Here is a 21,645-nt window from a genome sequence, read left to right on the forward strand (position 1 = left end):
TTGGACAGGTAAAATGATATCCATCAGCAACGAGATGGAGGGTTTGCATTGGAAATTTTAAAAATCGAGCATTTGTCTAAAATATACGGCACAGGCGAATCGGCGGTAAAGGCGCTTGACGATATTTCATTTTCGGTTCAAAAAGGCGAATTTGTCGCGATTATCGGCCCGTCCGGATCGGGGAAATCCACGCTGCTGCATATGCTGGGCGGTGTGGATCGGCCGACGAGCGGCAAAGTCCTCGTAGAGGGTACGGACATGTATAACTTGGACGAAACGCAGCTGGCCATCTTCAGGCGGAGACAAATCGGACTGATCTACCAGTTTTTTAATCTGATTCCCGTCCTGACGGTGGAAGAGAATATTACGCTCCCGCTCTTGCTTGATAACCAGAAGGTAGATCAGAAGCAGTTGGATGCTCTGGTGAAGACTCTGAATCTGCAACATCGTTTAAACCATCTGCCCAATCAATTATCAGGCGGACAACAGCAAAGGGTGTCGATCGGCAGAGCGCTCATTAGTAATCCTGCCATTATGCTGGCGGACGAACCCACTGGGAATTTGGACAGCAAGAATAGCAGCGAGATCATCGACTTATTACAAATGTTGAATAAAACCTATCGCCAGACATTGATCGTGATCACGCATGACGAACGAATCGCTTTGCAAGCGGACAGGGTCATTTCGATTGAGGACGGAAGAATTGCCAAAGACGAGGTGATTCGTCCTTGAATATTGTCAATAAACTTACCGTCAGACATTTGAGGCAAAACAAGAGACGAACGCTTGTAACCATCATAGGTGTCATGTTGTCAGTTGCCATGGTGACGGCTGTTGCTACGCTTGGTTTTTCTTACTTGGATTTAATGAAAAGGCAAACCATCGCGGATGAAGGGGAATGGCATGTCTTATATCAGGATGTCAACAAGGAACAGCTTGCAGCGATAAAAAACGATGACGCAACCAAGACCCTTGCAATCACCAAGGATCTTGGCTATGCCCCATTCGAAGGGGGACAAAATACAAATAAGCCGTATTTGTTCATCAAGGCGTATGATGCACAAGGTTTAGCGCAATTTCCGATTGAATTGAGCAAGGGGCGTCTGCCGCAAACAGACAAGGAAGTTGTAATTTCTGAAGCTATTGCGACGAATGCCAAGGTGAAATACGAACTCGGAGATCGTCTCACCCTTCGCGTCGGCGAACGATTCGAGGTAGGGAACGATCAACCGCTGGGTCAAACCGAATCGCTGCGCATCGTAGATAACGAAAAGAACGAAACATTGCATAATACAATGACAAGGGATTACATGGTCGTAGGCTTCATCAAATCTCCCGTATGGGAACCGGCGTGGGCCCCGGGGTATACGGCCATTAGCTATGTCAATGAAAACCTCATCGGGGCAAACGATCGAGTCAATGCGGTGGTCGTCTTGCAAAAAATCAATCAGTCTTTGTTCGCTCATGCTGAAAATTTGGCAGAGAACAACCATATCGAAACAGTCCAATATCATCACGATTTGCTTCATTATTATGGCGTCTCCAAAAGCGAAGCCTCGTACAGCACGATGTTCTCCTTATCGGTGATCCTGATGGCGGTTATTATGATCGGCTCGGTTTCGCTGATCTATAATGCTTTTGCGATTTCCGTCTCGGAACGTTCCCGTCATTTAGGGATGCTTGCAAGCGTGGGGGCTACGAAAAGGCAGAAGAGAAATTCGGTGTTTTTTGAGGGGGTCATTATTGGCTTGATCAGCATTCCCGTTGGAATCCTATGCGGTCTTGCCGGGATCGGCATTACTTTTCAGTTTATTAACGCTACAATTCAAGGAGCTTTAGGAATTACTGAAAAGCTAACGGTAATCGTCACGCCGTTATCGCTTTTGATTGCCTGCACTGTTTCGATGTTCACGATTTTCATTTCGACGTATCTCCCGGCCGTCAAAGCATCCCGGATTTCCGCCATGGATGCGATTCGTCAAACTACCGATGTGAAGCTTACGGGCAAAAGCGTGGAAACGCCGAAATGGATTCGAAGGCTCTTCGGAATCGAAGCGGAGATCGGATTGAAAAACTTGAAAAGGAACAAGCGGAGATACCATGCCACCGTATTTTCGCTCGTGATCAGCATCGTTTTGTTTTTAACGGTATCATTTTTTACCGGTAATCTGAAACAAACCTTGGCTATGTCGCAGGAAGGCGTCAACTATGATATCGAACTATCTTACGGCAATGAAAAAAGAATAGACGATCGGTTGGTTCAATCCATTGCATCCCTTTCGGATGTGTCGGAATACAGCGTAATTCATGAGTTGTACAGGAACGCTTGGATCGAAGAAGCGTCCATCGCCGATGAATTGCAGGAGGCGGTCAAGAAGGATCGGAGTATGCTTAAGGACGGAAAATATCCTTATGATATTAAAATCGCTGCATTAAACGATTCGAACCTGCGGGCTTATGCCAAAGCAGTCGGCGCAGATTACGAGCTACTGACGGATCCGGATCATCCCGCCGCCATCGTGATCGATATCATCGATTATAAAGATATGGATACGGGAAAATACGTCCAAACGAAGGTAATTCATGCGAGTGTCGGGCAAAGTCTCGATTTGACAACGATCCATGAGGAAACGGAGCAAGAGACGGATGTAAGTAAAGTGTACATTGCGGCGTTGACGGATCGATCTCCGATGGGGATGAGCTTAGTCGGAACAGGCGGGCTAAATATTGTCGTCTCGGAACAAGTCCTGAATCAACTGGCAGACGATAAGAGCGGGGAGTTCGTTCAAACCTTTCTCTATCTGAAAAGTGCGGACCCGCTGAAAACGCAGCAGGAAATCGAAGATATGAAAGAGCCTAATCTGTATGCGTACAATGTGTACCAATCCAGAAAACAGGAAGAACAGATGATACTATTGATGTCCGTCTTTTCTTATGGCTTTATCGTATTAATTTCAGTGATTTCGATTGCGAATATATTTAATACGATCTCAACGAGCATCGCTCTTCGAAAGCGGGAATTTGCGATGCTGAAATCTGTTGGAATGACGCCAAAAGGCTTTGCGAAAATGATGAACTACGAAAGTGTTGTTTATGGGGCCAAATCACTGCTGTTCGGGCTTCCTATCAGCTTCATCGTGATGTATGTGATCTATAAGGCATTTGCGAACAAATTTAGCTACGGATTCGTCCTTCCCTGGATGAGTATTCTGTCTGTCATTGCCGCCGTATTTGTCATTGTTGGTTCTGCCATGCTATATTCCAGCGCGAAAGTAAAAAAGGATAACATTATCGACGCGTTAAAGCAGGAGAGTATATAAAAATGACCGACTCTGACTTGAAACTGCAAGGAAAGACAGTGTCAACCATCATTAGATTAAAGTCATAAGGGGGACCTCGTCTTGGGGATCGATGCAATCTATACGAATCTACGTATTTTAATGCTGCCGGTCATATTAATTATCGGGATCGAATTCGTTCTAATCGGGTTATATTATTATCTTTATTATAGAAAACAACAATCAGAGAGAAAGCCAAGGATTCATATGAAAAAGCTTTTTCTTGGCGCCTTGTTCATCGGATATGTTGTATTTGTGCTTGAGCTAACCATGCTCGGGCGCGGCCATTCCCATTTCTTGCAGATAAATCTCCATCCATTCAGCGATTATATCGAAGCGTGGAACAAATATTCCTTACGTGATCTTCAGAACGGCATATTTAATATCATCATGTTTATCCCTATGGGAATATTGCTGCCCTTCATCAGCCGAAAATGTAAAGCGTTTAAGTGGCTTCTTCTAGTCGTGGTAGGTTCTACGCTCTTTATTGAAACCTACCAGACGCTGTCAGGCGCAGGGCTGTTTGAGCTTGCTGATATCATGAACAACACGCTTGGTGGTATTTTTGGATATCAGTTATACAGACTTACTGCTTCCATTGTTGATAACAAAAGAGTAAAAATGAAAAGTCTGCTGGGAAACCTGGCGATCCCTCTAATCATGGGTTTGTTTTTTATCGGTATGCATATTGTGTATTCCCAACAAGAGTTCGGCAATCTGGCCATAAACTCATATACCCAATGGAATATGACAGATGTTGAAGTGACAACATCCCTTCAGCTAAGCTCGGCACCTGCGGTCGCCCCCGTATACAAGAAAATCACTCAGCGGGATGGTGTAGAAGCCCTGCTGCAGCAGAAACTAGGATTATCTGAGTTGAAGGTTACGGATCGAGGCGGCGATCATGAGATTCTAATGGAAGACAAATCAGGAACACCATATACCTTCTATCAATCCCAAGAGGGGAACTGGTCGTTAATCGAGAACAATTATACAGAAGAGCGGGCTTCATTCGCTGACCAAGAACCGATGCTCTCAAAAGCCAAAACCATAATAGCCGATCTTGACCTACTCCCTCAAGAGGCTCATTTAACAGCATTGGATAGCGGAGAATTTCAATGGTCCCTCCCGGATAAAGCGGGGTTAAACGAAAATTATTGGACTGGCGAACTGTTACTCGGTCTTAAACAAGATGGCAGTATCTATTCGATAAATAACGGGCTCCAGGAGAATCAATTGATTAAGGAAGTAGATATCCTGTCTCCTGCAGAGGTATATGAACGTATAAAGAATGGTGAATTTCCTCAAATCAAAAGAAATGCAGTATTAAAGCCTGATCAACTCGTTATTAAAAAAGGTGACCAACTAGATATAACAGGAATTGAGCTTACGTTTATATATGACACGAAGGGCTTCTATCAGCCTGTATACAGAGTACACGGTGTATTTAATGGGGATTCGGATTGGTTCACCTTAATTCAGGCAAGAAGGAGCTAGGAGAGGATATAGTAAGTAGCGCCCCTGACTTGATTGAAGTCAGGGCCGTTAAGGTGTAATCCAACTTTCAAAGCGCTTCCGAAAATTTCGGAGCGCTTTTTCTCATCGTAGTGATCCATATGACGATATATAAATAGTAAAGAAAAGTGCTGATTTTGGCATTTTTAAATTGTATTGGTTATTTTTTGTAAAAAAATGACGTAAATAAGTATTGACCGCTGGAATATTAATCAATATGATTACTGTATAGAGAAATATACTAATATTTGGGTTCGATCCTAGAGGGTGGTGTTAGCTTGGAAAGGACAGCCACGATTCGCGAACAAATGGAAGAGTTTCTACATAAGCACGAAATGACGATTAATCGATTTGCTGAGATATCGGGGGTCAATAGCGGCACACTCAGCAACATTCTGAATGGGAACCGTCCGATTTCCATGCAGCAGTTGGACCGGATTACGTTAGGTATGGGTCTGGAAGAGGGTTATTTTTACGAGTTGTATATAGATGAATGCATCTTTCATGCTACGCCGGATTGGCGTCGGCTGGGTCCGTTTCTTCACCGATGCGCGGAGCTGGGGAAGCTGAATTGTCTGGACAAGGCTGTCCGGATGACGATGGATAATATCTCTTATTCCCCCTTACTCTTTGAAACGGCAGAGCTTTTTTTCAAAGAGGGAAAACATGAGGCGGCTGTACTGCTGTATAAAAGTGTGGCGGAGAGTGAACGATTTCAGCATTCGGAGCGGTTGGCCCTTTGTCAGTATCGGTTGTTTACGCTTGGGCTAGGCGATGATCAGGAGGCTAACTCGAGGGCTGCAGTATACTTTGAACCTTATATTGATAGATTAGATGAAGTTTATCAATTGGATGCGCTAGTTGATTTGATTAATGTAAATGGTTCTATTCATCGTTGGGATAAAGTTGAGGAATTCGCTGAGTTAATGTTATATAAAGCAATGATTGAGTTTAAGTATAGAGAGACAAAAAATCATTTTGAAGTAAAAAGAAAGAATCCACTTATTTTTTATATACTATACGCACATTTATCATTAGAATATAGCTACAGTGAGCGTGGAGAATACGAAAAGGCACTATACTATGTATCACAATATGAAGATCCTTCATGGGGAAGTAACGCTAATAATGAAGAACTTCAAATTATTAACCAGTTTAAAGAGTGGGCAATTGCTAATAGATATGTGTACCAGTTAATGGTCGGACAGGCTGAGGTTCTTTCAGAGTATATGGAATACGTCTCGACACGTGAAGACGAGATTTTTGTGGCTATGTGTAACATAATGATAGCGGCCAATCGTCATAAATTTCAGGTAGATCATATCTTGGAAGATTACAAAGAATATTTAATCTATAAGCAACAACGAAATCACATAGGTAAAGTTAGTAAGCAAGTAACATTAGAGAGACATACACGTTTATTGGCGGAATTAGGGATCTACTATATCAATTCAGAGCAATATGATAAAGGAATAGAATTTATATTGGAAAGTCTGGGGAGTTCCATTACAATTAATAGTAACAATGGCATGCTGAGATGCATGGGGTTATTCGAACAGTATCGTCATTTTTCATCTTTTGAATCACAAAAACGGTATACTAATTTAGTTAGCGAGGTGCAAAAATTAAATGAGAAAAAAATTGGTTTCTCTATTAGTTATGTTTAGTATCGTGTGGACATTTGCTGTTCCAACTTCAACAATTCATGCTGACAATAACAAAGAAATAGCGGTATTTTCAACTTTAACTCATGGATTTGGATCTGGCGGTACGTAAATGTCTTTAATCTCGAATAGTTGGGTAATGGTAAGATGCTTCCGAGTCATCGGAGGCGTCTTTTATTATATCTTATAGAAAAATTAAAGGCATGTTCAGTTCATCTACTATTGACCTAACGAATGTAAAATAATAGCATGTAATTAATTATTTACTATACTAATATTTGGTTTTCCATCTGGGGGTGTTGTTACTTGGAGACGACAGCCACGATTCGCGGAGAAATAGTTAGATATTTGCAGAATCATCGTATGACGATTAACCAATTTGCCAGGATATCGGGTATTAACAGCGGGACACTTAGTAATATCCTGAATGGGAATCGTCCCATGTCCATGCACCAGTTAGACCGGATAACCGAAGGGATGGGTCTGGAAGAGGGGCATTTCTACGAACTTTACATAACGGAAAGCATTTTTCATACGACTCCGGATTGGCGAAGGCTTGGACCTTTTCTTGAGCGATGTGCAGAACTGGATAAATTGGATTGTTTGCATAGAGCTGCACGAATGACGATGGAAAACATTAACTACGCACCGATGCTTTTTGATATGGCGGAGACCTTATTCAACGAGGAGAAGCGTGAAGCCGCAGCTTTGTTATACGAATGTGTAGCCGAGTGCGAAAAGTTTCAGTATTCCGAGCGATTAGCTCTTTGTCAGTATCGATTATTCGTAATCGGATTAGGTGAGAATCAGGAAGAGAATTTACAAAAAGCAGTATACTTTGAACCCTATATCGATAGATTGGATGATATGTATCAATTGGATGCATATGTTAAGCTGATTAATGTGAATATATCTTTACAGCGGTGGGATAAAATTGATGCTCTTGGCAAAAGGATGGGACATAAAGCCATACTTCATTATCAACAAAATAGAAATATGTTTGGTACTTACGAATATCCAAAGAAACCCTTTATATTTTACATATTATATTCGTATTTAATTCAGGCCTCTTCGCATCAAGAACGTGGAGATTACGATAATGCATTTTATTATGTATCATTATATGAAAATCCTGATTGGATAAACAAACCTAGCGAGGAAGAATCACTGATTATGGAGCAGTTCAAGGAATGGGCTGAGGCTAATCGATATATGTACGGTTTATTGAGTGGACAACCAGATGCTTTAAACCGGTACGTAGATTATGTGGACTCAAGGGAAGACGAGATTTTTTTGGCGCTATGTAATATTATGATCGCAGCCAATCGCTACCAACTACATATCGATCATATATTGGATCGGTATAAGGAGCATTTGGTTTTCAAAGAGCGGCAAAATCAGCTCGGAAAGGTTAACTCTCAAGTTACCTTAAACCGGTACACCCGCCTCCTCGCCGAGTTAGGGATATACTATTTAAATGCTAAACAGTATGATCGGGGGTTATCCTATATCCTGGACAGCCTCGAGTATTCGATCAGAACCAAAAGTGATAACGGGATGCTGCGGTGCATGGGAATCTTTGAGCAGTTCCGTCAGTACGCATCCGAGGAAATACAGAAACGGTATAATGAATTCATTCGTGATGTCCAAAAGTTATCCGTGTATGCTTGGAGCCCGCTTGTGTAGGGCTCTATACGTGCGTCTACAGGTTAATGTACAACGCTGAATAGGCGACAGACTGGCCCTAAAAGCTGCCATGAAGCTTCCCGAGGCTATAGCCTAATATCCGGGTTTGTGATAAACTCGGATAAGTTTATTTTTACATATCGCTTGAAAGTAAGGAGTTCATGTCATGACATCAAGAACATCAATAGATCAAAACACAACTTCCGCCGGGCGCACATGGATGATGTTTGCAGGTATCATCCTGATTGCCATTAACCTGAGAGCGGCGATTACATCGGTCGGCCCGCTGATCGGGATCATCCGCGACGATACGGGAATCTCGAACACGTTGGCGGGTATGCTCACTACACTGCCGCTATTAGCCTTTGCTTTATTGTCGCCAATGGCACCGGCCATGGCTAAAAAATGGGGGCTGGAGACTACTCTTTTACTAAGTATGGTGGTGCTGACATTCGGCATCGGCATCCGCTCGATATCATCCCCTTATACGCTGTTAATCGGTACCGCATTTCTCGGAATGGCTATAGCCGTTGGGAACGTGCTGCTTCCAAGTTTAGTCAAGCGGGATTTCCCGCGGCATATCGGATTGATGACGGGGACGTACTCTGCCTCGATGAACCTGCTCGCCGCGATCGCATCCGGGATCAGCGTTCCGCTGGCTACCCAAGCTGGGCTTGGTTGGCAAGGGGCTCTATTAATCTGGGGTTCGTTATCCGTCTTGGCTCTGATCGTATGGATCATCCAGCGCCGGAGCTCCGGAAGAACCGCTGAGGTCAGTTCGGCTGCTGCCAAACATCAGAGTGTGCTGAGGTCACCGCTTGCTTGGTATATTACTTTATTCATGGGTCTTCAATCGTTTACGTTCTACGTGAACATCTCATGGCTGCCCGAGATTCTAAGAAGCCAAGGCATGGATTATAGTGCCGCGGGCTGGATGCTCTCGATTCTCCAATTTGTCAGCCTGCCATTCTCCTTCATTATTCCTGTTCTGGCTGGCCGGAATCCCAATCAGCGTATGCTGGTGACGATCTCTGCCTTGTCTATGCTGACCGGATATGCAGGCTTATTTTCTGGCCTGACTTCATTAAATCTGCTATGGGTGATGCTGGTAGGTATTTCAGGCGGGGCCAATTTCAGTTTATCCCTGATGTTCTTTACCCTTCGTACGAAATCGGCTCAAGAAGCTGCCGCTTTATCCGGTATGGCCCAGTCGCTGGGTTATTTATTGGCTGCAGTAGGTCCGCTGCTCATCGGTTTCCTGCATGATGCAACAGGGGGATGGAAGGTGCCTCTGGCGGTACTATCCGCCATTGTCGTTGTATTGTACATTTTTGGTTTTGGCGCTGCGAAACCAGGGTATCTCTCCGTGCCGAACGAAACGAAGCCGGAGGCTTAACGTTATACCAGTCACATTATAGTGACGCATACATTCAATATGAACATAAGAGCGATCCATGGACATAAGTTCAGTTGGGTCGTTCTTTTTTTAGTACATGTACCGGAATTTCACACGATATCACTCAAAATTCTTTAGATTTTACATAGCGTTTACATAAATGGGTAGATTGATCATGAGAGTTTGGTATACTCTGAAATTTGATAAAGATGACCTGTATACTTAAGGGTTAACGGGTTTACGATTTCTATTACATGACACTAAGCATATGGGGAGCGATGAATATTGAATCCGGAGACAGACAAAGAACAAGTTCAAGTTCAAGTTGGCAATAGGCAGCCCTCTGGCAGGTGGCGTGCCCTCGGCGAAACCTGGTGGACCGCTCTGCAACTGGGGCTTACATCGTTTGGCGGACCGATCGCACATCTTGGATACTTCCACCAAACTTATGTGCGCCGCAAGCAATGGTTGGACGAAAAAAGCTATGCGGATCTGGTGGCCCTGGCCCAATTTCTTCCCGGACCCGCCAGCAGCCAGGTGGGTATTGGAGTTGGGATGATGCGAGCGGGCATCTGGGGCGGCATCGTCGCCTGGCTTGGCTTCACATTACCGTCCGTGCTCATGCTTATGATCTTCGCCTATTTGATGCAAACCTTCGATCCCGGCTCGGCAGGCTGGATTCAAGGGCTGAAAATTGTCGCAGTGGCCATCGTGGCGCAGGCGGTTCTGGGTATGGCAGGAAAGCTGGCCTCAGGCCCTGTAAGGGCTGCTATAGCTTTAATAGCCATGGCAGTCGTTCTGCTGTGGCAGAGTCCCATTTCTCAAGTGACGGTCATTGCTCTTGCCGGCATATCAGGACTGTGGTTGTTCAAGCGTCAAGCGAACGAAGAAGCAGCACCCGAGATAAAGATGCCGATCGGACGGAGAGCCGGACTCTTTTGCTTGGGCATGTTTGTTGTGTTATTAGTGGGTCTGCCGCTCCTTAAAGGGTTGACCGATAACGGTTGGGTAGCCATGGTGGACAGCTTCTACCGAGCCGGATCGCTTGTATTCGGCGGAGGGCACGTCGTTCTCCCACTGCTGGAGAATGAGACGGTGCTGAACGGCTGGATGTCTAAAGAGGATTTCCTGACGGGTTACGGAGCAACACAGGCAGTACCCGGTCCGTTATTTACTTTTGCCGCTTACCTCGGGGTCTTGATTCAGGGGATTCCTGGAGGTGTCGTGGCTACACTGGCTATCTTTTTGCCTGGATTTCTGCTTATCGTAGGGGCCATGCCTTTCTGGAACAGCATCCGCAGAAACCCTAAGCTGCAAGGCTTGCTGACAGGCATGAATGCGGCAGTGGTCGGGATTCTATTGGCTGCTCTGTACCATCCCATATGGACATCCTCCATCCACAGTCCGCTTGAATTTGTGATTGGTGCGGGGCTGTTCGGGATGCTGATGTTCTGGAAGAGCCCTCCGTGGCTTGTTGTGATTGCCGGTGCATTAGCCGGACAGCTTCTCCTGTGATTCATTGGTTTGGACCTCGGCGCTTTGTGCCGGGGTCTATTTGATTTTACAGGAGTAAATCACGGCAGATTGGTTAAATATTTAGGGTGTACCTCTCTTCTTGAAGTAGATCTTGAAGCAAAGAGTTCCTGCGTTTATTTCGATATAGAAATGAGTGGATAAACCTACATGTTGGATACCGAAGTGAAGGATTGCATTATCATTGGCGGCGGAATTGCAGGTCTGCAGGCGGCTATACAGCTGGGGCGGTATTCTGCCTATGATGTCCTGGTGATCGACCGGGGAACGGGGCGGTCCACCATCTGCAAGAGCTACCGCAATATCCTCGGATGGCCAGATGGGGTCTCTGGTGAAGAGCTCAGGGGGCGGGGACGTCAGCAGGCGGAATCTGTCGGGGTTACATTTGCGGCCGATGATATCCGGAAGGCGGAGCGGGATGAAGCGGAGTATTTTGTGTTAACCGGTAAAGAAGGAGTTCGGTACAGGACCAAAACCTTGCTGCTCGCAACAGGCGTGATGGACCGTTTTCCCAAGCTGCCAGGCCTGATGTCCACGCTGGGCACATCCGTCTTTGTATGCCCCGATTGCGATGGTTATGAAATTCAAGATCGCAAGACCGTCGTAATGGGATCGGGCGATCCCGGTGCCAGCATGGCCGTGCTGCTATCGGAGAGGACCCAGGATATCATCTACATCAATCATGAGGGGGAGCCGGCTTCTTCCGAGCATATGTCCCAATTGGCGGATCTCGGGATTCCGTATATAGAGAAAAAGGTATCGGAAATTCGTGAGGAGGGCGGCATCCTATCGGCCGTTGTGTTGGAGGATGGGAGCATCGTGCCCGCGGAACGGGGGTTCATATCTTTTGGCGGGAATATGATCTATTCCGAATTGGCCGAGCAGCTGGGGGCAGAGCTGGAGCACAACCGTCATGTCAAGACCGATCCAAGGTCCAAAATGACAAGTGTCGAGTTACTCTGGGCGGCGGGTGATCTGGGCGTCCATTCCGAATTAACCACCGTGGCGATGGGGGAGGGCGCGACGGCTGCGATCTGGATTAACAAGACACTGAAGAAGATGACTAGCGGAGCCGTTACATGATGGTGTTATTGAAATAGATCAGAACAATTCATAAAACCTCGGTACATCCAGTCGATGGAGTAATAAAAAACCCGCCTGATCAAAACGGCAAGTAGTGAGAATGGCCGTGGATCAGGGCGGGTTTTGTTGTCTTCTGAAAAAGTACGCCGATCCGCGTTTACAGACCGAATCGGGTGATATGATCTTCGAGCCTATATTTTTGCAATAATTCGGTTTGCTTGGGGCCGATCAGATCAAAATGAGGGTAAGCCAATCGGTAATGGATATATTCCGGATTAAGTCCGTTGGATACACACCAGTCCTCAAGGCGCTGGATGTTCGAGCAGCCTACTTTGGTTACGGTATTAAACTCCGGAAACCGCTTGTCGTACCAATAATGGGTCAAAAAAGCGATGTCTCCTTGTGCAACCTTCTGCTTCCATTGCTGCAATTCCTGTCTCGAGATGCCGAATGCCATGTTTGTCTCATCCTTATAAGTGTATTCATGCTTCTCATTATATCAGCATATACTTGACTGCACCTACTTGTTTTCCTAGGATGGCGCTGCCATATACAAGCGTTACATTTTACCGTTGATCGGATGGATATCGAAGAGGGGGATACGATATGATACTGGAATCAGCGATTCTTTATATCAAACCAGGGCTGGCAAGCGAGTTTGAAAGTGCTTTTCGGGAAGCATCCGGCGTTCTGTTATCGAAAAAGGGATATGTAAGCCATGAGCTTAACAAGTGCGTGGAGAACCGGGATGAATATATATTCCTCGTCCGCTGGAGCGGGATTAAGGATCACCTGATCGGCTTCCGCGGGCATCCGGACTATAAGCTATGGAATGCGTCTCTGGAGCCGTTTTATGCCCGGCCGCCTGAGGTTAAACATTATATCGATATCCGGATCGATCGTCGCGAGCAGGCTGAAGCGGAGCTGACCAAACTATTGATTCCAGAAAGCAGGACGGATTCGACTTCATCCCAGGAAGAAAGGACGGCAGAATAATCATACTTTTAAATATCGGATGATCCGTCCATAGGGTGCACTTTCGGAAGCTGTCCTTGGACAGCTTCTTGCCGTATTTGAAAGGACGGGGGAGCCGAATATCCGGCAATTGATCTTATTTTGTCCCGAATAACAGGAATTATGGGATGTCATGACGAACTTTGTTGTAAAGTTAAACTACATAAGGAGTGGTTACAATTACTATAGATTATCATGGCGTTCGCCGTCTTGCCGACGACATTCGAGCAAACGTTTCCAAAGTTATGGTAGGTAAAGAGCAGCTGATTGACAGACTATTTATTGCCATGGTCACTTCTGGTCATGTTCTGTTGGAGGATGTGCCGGGTACAGGCAAGACATTGCTGGCCAAATCCATCTCGAAGTCGATTGATTGCACGTTTAAGAGAGTACAGTTCACGCCGGATTTGCTGCCGTCGGATCTGAGCGGCATCTACTTCTATAATCAACAATCAGCGACGTTTGAATTCCGTCCGGGTCCTCTGTTTACGAATATCCTTCTGGCCGATGAAATCAACCGGGCGACACCTCGTACGCAGTCCAGTTTATTGGAGTGCATGGAGGAACGCCAGATCAGCATTGACGGTGTAACCCATCAGCTGAAAGAGCCGTTTTTGGTGATCGCGACGCAAAATCCGCTGGAACAGCAAGGAACGTTTCCGCTGCCGGAGGCGCAGCTGGACCGCTTTCTGTTCAAACTGAATATGGGATACCCTACCTCAGAGGAAAGCGTGAATATTCTGAAGCGATTTAAAGATGATCAACCCTTGGAGTCTCTAATGGCGATTGCAACGTCTGAGCGGATTGTACAAGCCAGACATATCGTCAGCAAAGTACATGTCAGTGATGTGATATTATCCTATATCGTTGCGCTTTCCGAGCATTCAAGACGGGATGAGGCGGTTGCCTCGGGCGTAAGCCCAAGGGGCTGCCAAGCCTTATTGAAGGCGGTGCAAGTACAAGCCGTCCTGAAGGGCAGGGAGTTTGTTACCCCTGATGATGTGAAGGAATTGGCTGTGCCGACATGGGCGCATCGGCTGAAGCTTCGAGGGACGCTCCACAGCCGCGGCGGTGCGGCCGCAGCGGAAGAAGTGATCGAACGGCTGCTGCAGCAGGTTCCCGTACCGACAGAAGAAGGCATTTCGTCGTAGGGGGCGGATGGCGATGGGAGCCTATTGGATATTGTTAATCGCCGCTGTGGTCATCGTTGTGCAGGGCAAGATTTTCAAACGGACGGCACTCAAAAAGCTCAACTACAGCCGTTCCTTCAAGGTGTCAACCTGCTATGAGGGAGATTCCGTGGAATTGATCGAAATCATTGAGAACCGCAAAGCGCTGCCTGTGCCCTGGTTAAGGGTAGAATCCCAATTCCGCTCGGGGCTGGCATTTGATAATCAATTGAACCTGGATATCAGTGAGGGGCAATTCAATCAGAACCACAAGAGCTTCTTCAGTCTTCTGCCATGGACCAAGATCCTTCGCAGACATCGGATTACCGCTAAGCGCAGAGGTCTGTACAAGCTGGGTACGGTATCGATGACGACGGGGGATCTGGTCGGAATGGAGTCGATTGTCCAGAGCAAGACGTTGTCCGGCGGCATTATCGTGTACCCGATGCCGATGGATGTGTCGGACATGGCCCTCCCGGTCCAGACCTGGATGGGCGAAATGCTGGTTCGAAGATGGATCTTGGAGGATCCTTTCCTGATATCGGGCGTGCGCGAATATCGGGACGGCGATCCGCTGAAGGATATTCAATGGAAAGCGACCGCACGGACGGGCATCTTGCAGGTCCACAGGCGGGATACCACAGCGGACAGCCGACTCTTGATCTATCTGAATATAGAAGATCATGAGCAGATGTGGAGCAAAGCGACGCGGCCCGAGCCGATCGAGTATGGCATCCGTCTGGCAGCGGGTATTACAGCTCATTTATTATCGCAGGGCATGGAGATCGGAATGGGGACAAACGGAACGCTTGGCGAGGATTCAACCGATGAAGCATTCGTCCCGGTTGCAGGCGGCATGACACAGCAGCATCTAATATTTGAAATGCTGGCGAGACTGGAGCTTACCCGAAAGGCTTCTTTTCATGATTATTTGGCCTCTGAACTGTCCCGGCATGAAGAGGCCAGAGATATCCTCATTCTAAGTACTTACGTCAGCCCCAGGCTGGAAGAGATGTTTCAGCGTTTTCGGGACCATGGGCACACGATTCAGGTATTTCCTCTCGGTGAAGCGCCATCTCCTGCGAAGGAGGTGTCTGCATGACCTCTCGAGACACTGGATTTATAAAAACGTTCTTGCAGGGATTCGTGGAATGCGTGCTCTATTTTCCGGTACTCTTTATTCCGGCATTCTATCTGCTGCCTGAATCGCACCGATGGGTATGGCCTGCCCTAGTATTAGGCGGATACTTACTTGGCTACACAGGTGCGCGATGGTTCAAGCTGGACCGTCAGTTTAAGGCAACCTTATGGGCGTGCCTGGTTTCCATTACGGCAGCCATCGCATTTGTAGGCGTTGATATTACCCTTGCATATTTCATCCCCCTTATATTTATTTCCAGTTATCGTGGCAGCCGAATGGAGCAGGCAAGCTGGAATCTGATGTTTCCGGGGACGTATTTCTTAATAGGATTGATTTTGTTCGGGGTCAGCAGTTTTATATTAAGTTTTATGGATTCATTCCAGGGTGGTATATCCTCTCTGACCTGGATGGGGGCAGCGGCGTTAGGATTGACTCTGTTGCTTGTCAATCGGCAGTTGGTGTTGGATGAAACACTGCCAGGCAACGATCAGCCCGTGTTGGAACGGCGGGTTCTGCGCTACAATCGCTGGTTTATCCTCGTATTGCTGCTTCTGGTTGCGGTGGTCGCCTTCTTGCCGCAGCTGCAGCAATGGGTTTCTGATATGGCGAGAGGGATCGCTGCATGGATCTCCGGATGGTTCAGCCCCGGTGCAGAGCAGACTCCGGAACCGCCTTTGTCGTCGGAGCCTCCTCCCGAAATGTCGTTTTTTGATGAAGAAACCAAGCCGCCGAGCCCATGGATGAAAGTATTGGAGCAAGTGCTGATCTATGGCGTGTTCACCGTGATCGGGATCGGAATGATATATGTTTTGTTCAGGTTTAGCAAAGTACTGCCTAAACTATATAGAAGATTCTCTGCATGGATGAACAGGAGGATGAACAGACAGAACGTTCAGCCCTCGTTAGGTTATGAAGATGAAGTGGAGAATATTGAACACGACCCGGCATCCAAACGACTAAAACGGATGTTGTCCGGTATTCGTATCGGCGGAAAGTTTCGGGCGGGAGAAGGATCGGAGCATTTGAATGAGAAAATTCGCCGAATGTATCGGATGATACTTTCCCGAAGTATCAGGGAAGGCTATAATTGGAAAGCATCGCTAACGCCGCGGGAAACCGAAAGCGATCTTAAGGAATGGAACGGACGGAAGGATCGTATTCCACAATCCTTGATTGAGCTTTACGAGGAAGCCCGATATGGTAACCGTACCATTACGGAAGAAGAAGTTGAACGGGTACAATTGGATAGGAAGCATACATGAGGAGTGAACATCTTGTCGGTACAAAAAGAAAGCAACGCTGTTATTCACTACGGAGATCCCGCGGTAACCGGGGGAGTCTCCGTCTTTGATAAGGAATTTGACAAGCTATTTTATTATGATGGAACGGATCTGGGTTTAACCTACCAACCTGAAGAGTCCACGTTTCGACTGTGGGCACCGACGGCTAGCGAGGCATACATTCTGCTGTATCCGGATTGGCAGTCAGCAGAAGCACGTCGTTTCGCGATGACTCGTGATGTGAAGGGAACTTGGCTGCTGAAAGTAGGTGAGAATCTTCAAGGCATGTTCTACACCTACCAGGTACTCATCGGGGATCAATGGAACGAAGCTGTCGATCCCTATGCTGCTGCAGTAGGCGTCAATGGAGATCGTGCTTACATCTTGGACATGGCCTCGACCGATCCTAAGCACTGGACAGAAGACAAACCGCCGCTTCCTAGCCCTCTAGATGCCGTGATCTATGAGCTGCATGTTCGTGATTACACCATTCATCCGGACAGCGGAGTGAAGCATAGAGGCAAGTTTAAAGGTCTGGCGGAGACAGGTACCCGAGGTCCCGGAGGGATTCGTACAGGGCTTGATCATATTGTTGAGCTTGGGGCTACGCATGTAGAACTGCTCCCGATCTACGATTTTGCGACGGAAAGCGTGGATGAAACCAGGCTTCATGAGCCGCAGTACAATTGGGGATACGACCCGAAGAACTACAATGCTCCCGAGGGCTCTTATTCTACGGATCCGTATGTGCCGGAAGTTCGGATTCGTGAATTGAAGCAGTTGATTCAGACATTCCACGATCAAGGGCTACGGGTCATTATGGATGTGGTGTATAACCACGTATATGACGGGTATCTGATCAATTTCACGAAGCTGGTACCCGGATATTACCTGCGTTATACGAAGGACGGCAAATTTTCCAACGGATCCGGGTGCGGTAACGACACGGCATCCGAGCGTCCGATGATGCGGAAATTCATTGTGGAATCCGTTCTGCATTGGGTGAAGGAGTACCGGGTTGACGGTTTCCGATTTGACTTGATGGGATTGCTGGATGTGGAGACGATGAATGAAATCAGGACGCGCCTGGACGAGATTGATCCGTCGATCATCACGATCGGCGAAGGCTGGGTCATGAATACCGAGCTGGATGAGAAGAAGCGAGCGAATCAGCAGCAGGCAGCCATGATGCCTCGAATCGCGCATTTTAACGACGGTTTCCGTGATGCGGTTAAAGGAGATATTTTTCATTTTGAATATAAAGGCTTTGTGAGCGGCGGCAGTGGATTACTTCATAAAGTGAAGCAAGGCATCGTGGGCGGCATCCCGTATTCCAAAGATGTTAAGGCGTTTGCTTCTGAGCCGGATCAGTGCGTAAATTACGTGGAGTGCCATGATAACCATACCCTATGGGACAAAATTATGCTGTCGACCAAAGGGGAAAATGATGCGACACGTCGCGATATGCACCGGCTGTCATCGGCCATGATTCTAACCAGTCAAGGAATCCCTTTCCTGCACGCCGGTCAAGAGTATTACCGCTCCAAGAACGGAGTGGAGAACAGCTATAATGCTAGTGATGAAGTGAATCGGCTGGACTGGGGTACGGCATCGGAGCACCAGGATGGAGTGAAATACATTCAACGGCTCGTTCAGCTCCGGAAGAATCATCCGGCATTCAGATTGAGGGATGCCGCGTCGATTCGTAAGCATCTTCGGTTTGAACCATGTCCTGAGCATGCTGTCGCTTTCACGCTTCGTGATCATGCGGGCGGTGATCCAGAGAAACATATCTTTGTGCTCTATTATGCCGGACGGAAAGAGTCCTCCCTTGCTTTACCTGAGCTGGGCGAATGGAAGATTCTGCTTGGCGAAGAGCATATTACGCGTTTAACCCGGGATTCCCTTGTTGTAGAAGGGATCGGTGCGGTTATCTTATCCTGTTAAATCTATACCGGCAGCGAATATTACCAAGAAATGAATAATGCCTGATTCTATGATCATCTGATATGCTGATGGTATCAGATGATAGAATAGAATCGAGGCGTCCCTTTGAAGAAATATTTCCTGTCACTTTGTTTGCTGTTGTCATTTTCATCGTTTTTTGGCCATTTTCAGGCATCAGCGGCTCAAGCTCCAAGTCCGACCGATTTTCACGATATCTCGGCAAGCTTTGCCAAAGACGCGATCCAGCGTCTGGCCAAGAGAGGTATCGTAAGCGGGGATGGCACAGGAGCTTTTTTGCCGCGAAATCCGGTTACCCGGGCTGAATTTATTGCCATGATTGCCAGAATGCTCAAGATGGAACCCGTTCCAAATGATTTGTCCGCGTTTCGGGATGTTTCCAAATCCGCATGGTACTACGGCTGGATTCATGCAGGACTTAATCTATCCATTGTTGAGGGGAATGGTTACCGGTTCTACCCGAATGCTTCCATAACAAGGCAAGAGGCTGCCGTGATGGTGATTCGTGCTATGAAAGAAAATGGATACTACAACGGAAATACGACCAACTATTATACGGATTCTGCTTCCATCGCGGAATGGGCTTGGAATGCGGTGGGTAAAGCGACGGATACAGGCTGGCTGCAGGGAAGCAAGGGACAGTTCAGACCACAGGACGCAATCACCCGGGAAGAGACGGCAATGCTGCTGGACCGGGTCTTGCAGTCGGGAAATGTGCTGACCCAAATTAACCTTCAAACTCCTGCAAATGTTCATATGGGCTGGTTGTATAATGGTACGACCCAGCAATACATCACCTATGCCAAACGGGCCGGCTTGAATGTTCTGGTACCGCGCTGGTACTACATGGAGGCAAACGGTAAGGTGACGGACCATACCGACAAGGAGTTGTTGAATTGGGCTCGCAACAACAGTCGGCAGGTGTGGGCTATGGTGGGGAACCGCGGGAATGCGGAAGGAACTCACCAAGTACTGAGCAGCGCTCAGGCCCGGAAGTCTGTCGTTGATCGTATTGCAGCGAATGTATCCCGGTATCGATTGGACGGAATCAATATTGATTTTGAGAACGTCATGCCTCAGGACCGGCAGAATCTGACGGCCTTTATCACGCAATTATCCATAGAGATGAGGCGGCTCGGAGCCAAGCTATCCATCGATGTTTCACCTGATCTGAATACGGATTGGACGGCTGCATTCGATTACGCAACCCTTGGCACACAAGTGGACTATATGGTGCTCATGAGTTATGACCAGCACTGGGGCGGTTCACCAAAAGCGGGCTCCGTTTCCTCGCTCCCTTGGAGCGAATCCGGACTGAGCAAGCTGCTGACCCAAGTTCCGGCGAAGAAGAGCATCATCGCGTATCCGCTGTACACGAGAGATTGGAAGATCGCTTCGTCGGTATCCTCGCAGGACATCAGTTTGGCTGAGCAAGGACATCGCATTCGCCTGAACAAGGCTTCATTCACATGGAATGAGAGCGTGGCGCAGTATGAAGCAGCTTATAACAGCGGCGGCATTCCGCATCGCATATGGACCGAGGAATCACGCTCTTTATCGATGAAACATCTCATGGCCGCCAAATATCAGATTGCCGGTTATGCCTACTGGTATCCGGGCGCTGAGACGACGGACGTATGGCAGGCCATTCATAACGCGGAGCGTTATGCTTATTATTCGTTCCGGATCTAAACATCAGACATGTTGGAATTAAGACCAGCCTCGAAGAGTGAGGTTGGTCTTTTTTTTACTTGTAAAAGGGTCATTCCGTGATACAATAGTTGAAATTTAGATAGAATATATTTCCTGTAGGAGTGATCACATGACCGTTCATGCCGAGGAACGTTTGAAGCAGCTGGGTATCAGCCTGCCTAAAGCAGGCTCGCCAGCAGCCAAGTATGCCAACTATGTTATTGTTAACGGGTTGATGTATGTTTCAGGTAAGGGTCCCTCAGGACAGCCGAGAGGGAAGCTCGGAGAGCATTACACAACAGAACAGGGGTATGAATATGCCCGTCTGACCGGGATTGAAGTTCTGGCCGTATTAAGAGAAGGGCTGGGATCACTTGATAAAGTGAAGCGCGTGGTCAAGGTGCAAGGCTTTGTTAACGCAACAACCGACTATGAGGAGCATCATAAGGTGTTGAATGGATTCTCGGACTTGATGCTTGAGGTATTCGGGGATCAAGGAATTCACGCCAGATCCGTATTCGGAGCCGTATCCTTACGGGATCAGATGCCCGTCATTGTAGATTCGATCTTTCAAGTGGAGGAATAGGCATGGGACTCGTATTAAGGGAGCTGCAGGTGCTGGAGGATGAAAGTCTGCTGTTCATGGTCCAGGAAATCGGCCAGGGCGGGAACGGATTCGTTAATGGTCTAAATAGCGGGAGCATGGAAGAGTTCGCTTCCAAGGTGCAGCGCAATTACGAAATGGCGAGAGGCATCGATCTGCCGGAGCAGTATGTTCCCCAGACGATATATTGGTTATACGATAACGACAAGCCCATAGGATATGGTAAGCTGAGACATCGCTTGAATGACAATCTGCTAGAGCTAGGGGGACATATCGGGTATGTCATCCGGCCGTCGGAGCGAAGGAAAGGATATGGCACGCGGCTGCTGGCGGAGTTGGTCAAGAAAGCCAATGAGAAGAACATAAGCCGGGTCCTTCTGACCTGCGATGAAGCCAATCTGGCTTCCCGCAGCATCATTGAATCGAATCACGGTGAGTTAAGTTCCATTACGAACGGGACCTGTAAATACTGGATTGAAACGGCTGCTGGGCACAACTAGGCCGAAGAAATGCCAAACAAATCATGTGCTTGGAGAGAAATAAGTAGAAGGAGAGGAGAGCTCCT

The 21,645-nt window shown here is 47.3% G+C and carries 17 protein-coding genes; 16 read left to right on the top strand and 1 reads right to left on the bottom strand.

The window, feature by feature from the left end; genetic code table 11:
- Nucleotides 1-48 precede the first annotated feature (48 nt).
- The 8 genes from M4D81_RS07180 to M4D81_RS07215 all read left to right on the top strand — a co-directional run bounded on the left by M4D81_RS07180 (nt 49) and on the right by M4D81_RS07215 (nt 12,215).
- Nucleotides 49-732, top strand: a complete 684-nt coding sequence (locus M4D81_RS07180) for an ABC transporter ATP-binding protein (protein WP_260065306.1) — start codon at nt 49-51, stop codon at nt 730-732.
- Nucleotides 729-3,320, top strand: coding sequence for an ABC transporter permease (locus M4D81_RS07185; RefSeq protein WP_260065308.1), 2,592 nt, complete (start codon nt 729-731; stop codon nt 3,318-3,320). Before M4D81_RS07180 ends, M4D81_RS07185 begins: the two co-directional genes overlap by 4 nt.
- A gap of 81 nt (nt 3,321-3,401) precedes the next feature.
- Nucleotides 3,402-4,835: a VanZ family protein gene (locus M4D81_RS07190; protein ID WP_260065309.1), complete on the top strand. Its 1,434-nt coding sequence runs from the start codon at nt 3,402-3,404 to the stop codon at nt 4,833-4,835.
- Between the two features lie 296 nt (nt 4,836-5,131).
- Nucleotides 5,132-6,520 carry a helix-turn-helix transcriptional regulator gene (locus tag M4D81_RS07195; protein ID WP_260065310.1) on the top strand — a complete coding sequence of 463 codons (1,389 nt, stop codon included), beginning with the start codon at nt 5,132-5,134 and terminating at the stop codon, nt 6,518-6,520.
- A gap of 303 nt (nt 6,521-6,823) precedes the next feature.
- On the top strand, nt 6,824-8,203 hold the full coding sequence (locus tag M4D81_RS07200; protein ID WP_260065311.1) for a helix-turn-helix domain-containing protein: 1,380 nt from the start codon (nt 6,824-6,826) through the stop codon (nt 8,201-8,203).
- Between the two features lie 166 nt (nt 8,204-8,369).
- The gene (locus tag M4D81_RS07205; protein WP_260065313.1) at nt 8,370-9,599 is read left to right on the top strand and encodes a CynX/NimT family MFS transporter; all 1,230 of its coding nucleotides are present in this window, start codon (nt 8,370-8,372) and stop codon (nt 9,597-9,599) included.
- A 285-nt stretch (nt 9,600-9,884) separates the two neighbouring features.
- Nucleotides 9,885-11,114 carry a chromate transporter gene (locus tag M4D81_RS07210; RefSeq protein ID WP_260065314.1) on the top strand — a complete coding sequence of 410 codons (1,230 nt, stop codon included), beginning with the start codon at nt 9,885-9,887 and terminating at the stop codon, nt 11,112-11,114.
- A 168-nt stretch (nt 11,115-11,282) separates the two neighbouring features.
- Nucleotides 11,283-12,215, top strand: coding sequence for an NAD(P)/FAD-dependent oxidoreductase (locus M4D81_RS07215; RefSeq protein ID WP_260065315.1), 933 nt, complete (start codon nt 11,283-11,285; stop codon nt 12,213-12,215).
- Between the two features lie 157 nt (nt 12,216-12,372).
- Here the strand turns inward: M4D81_RS07215 and M4D81_RS07220 are convergent, their stop codons facing one another.
- Nucleotides 12,373-12,672 (bottom strand): hypothetical protein, encoded by a 300-nt coding sequence (locus tag M4D81_RS07220; RefSeq protein ID WP_260065316.1) that lies wholly within the window; start codon nt 12,670-12,672, stop codon nt 12,373-12,375.
- Between the two features lie 149 nt (nt 12,673-12,821).
- Between M4D81_RS07220 and M4D81_RS07225 the strand changes: the two genes are divergently transcribed.
- From M4D81_RS07225 to M4D81_RS07260, 8 genes are all read left to right on the top strand, one after another.
- Nucleotides 12,822-13,211, top strand: coding sequence for an antibiotic biosynthesis monooxygenase family protein (locus M4D81_RS07225; RefSeq protein ID WP_113058760.1), 390 nt, complete (start codon nt 12,822-12,824; stop codon nt 13,209-13,211).
- 188 nt (nt 13,212-13,399) lie between these two features.
- Entirely contained in the window at nt 13,400-14,380 is a 981-nt protein-coding gene (locus M4D81_RS07230) for an AAA family ATPase (RefSeq protein WP_260065317.1), read from the top strand.
- A gap of 13 nt (nt 14,381-14,393) precedes the next feature.
- Entirely contained in the window at nt 14,394-15,500 is a 1,107-nt protein-coding gene (locus M4D81_RS07235) for a DUF58 domain-containing protein (protein WP_194543458.1), read from the top strand.
- Nucleotides 15,497-16,801 carry a DUF4129 domain-containing protein gene (locus tag M4D81_RS07240; protein ID WP_260065319.1) on the top strand — a complete coding sequence of 435 codons (1,305 nt, stop codon included), beginning with the start codon at nt 15,497-15,499 and terminating at the stop codon, nt 16,799-16,801. Before M4D81_RS07235 ends, M4D81_RS07240 begins: the two co-directional genes overlap by 4 nt.
- Before the next feature lie 12 nt (nt 16,802-16,813).
- Entirely contained in the window at nt 16,814-18,766 is a 1,953-nt protein-coding gene (gene pulA, locus M4D81_RS07245) for a type I pullulanase (RefSeq protein ID WP_260065320.1), read from the top strand.
- Nucleotides 18,767-18,871: 105 nt separating this feature from the next.
- Nucleotides 18,872-20,476, top strand: coding sequence for an S-layer homology domain-containing protein (locus tag M4D81_RS07250; protein WP_071220254.1), 1,605 nt, complete (start codon nt 18,872-18,874; stop codon nt 20,474-20,476).
- Between the two features lie 130 nt (nt 20,477-20,606).
- The gene (locus M4D81_RS07255; protein WP_260065321.1) at nt 20,607-21,062 is read left to right on the top strand and encodes a RidA family protein; all 456 of its coding nucleotides are present in this window, start codon (nt 20,607-20,609) and stop codon (nt 21,060-21,062) included.
- Between the two features lie 2 nt (nt 21,063-21,064).
- A complete protein-coding gene (locus tag M4D81_RS07260) occupies nt 21,065-21,580 on the top strand; it encodes a GNAT family N-acetyltransferase (RefSeq protein ID WP_260065323.1) in 516 nt (171 codons plus the stop codon).
- Nucleotides 21,581-21,645: the final 65 nt, after the last annotated feature.

Origin of the sequence: Paenibacillus sp. p3-SID867 (genome assembly GCF_025142895.1) — a bacterium.
In the GTDB taxonomy this organism is placed as follows: Bacteria; Bacillota; Bacilli; order Paenibacillales; family Paenibacillaceae; genus Paenibacillus_AQ.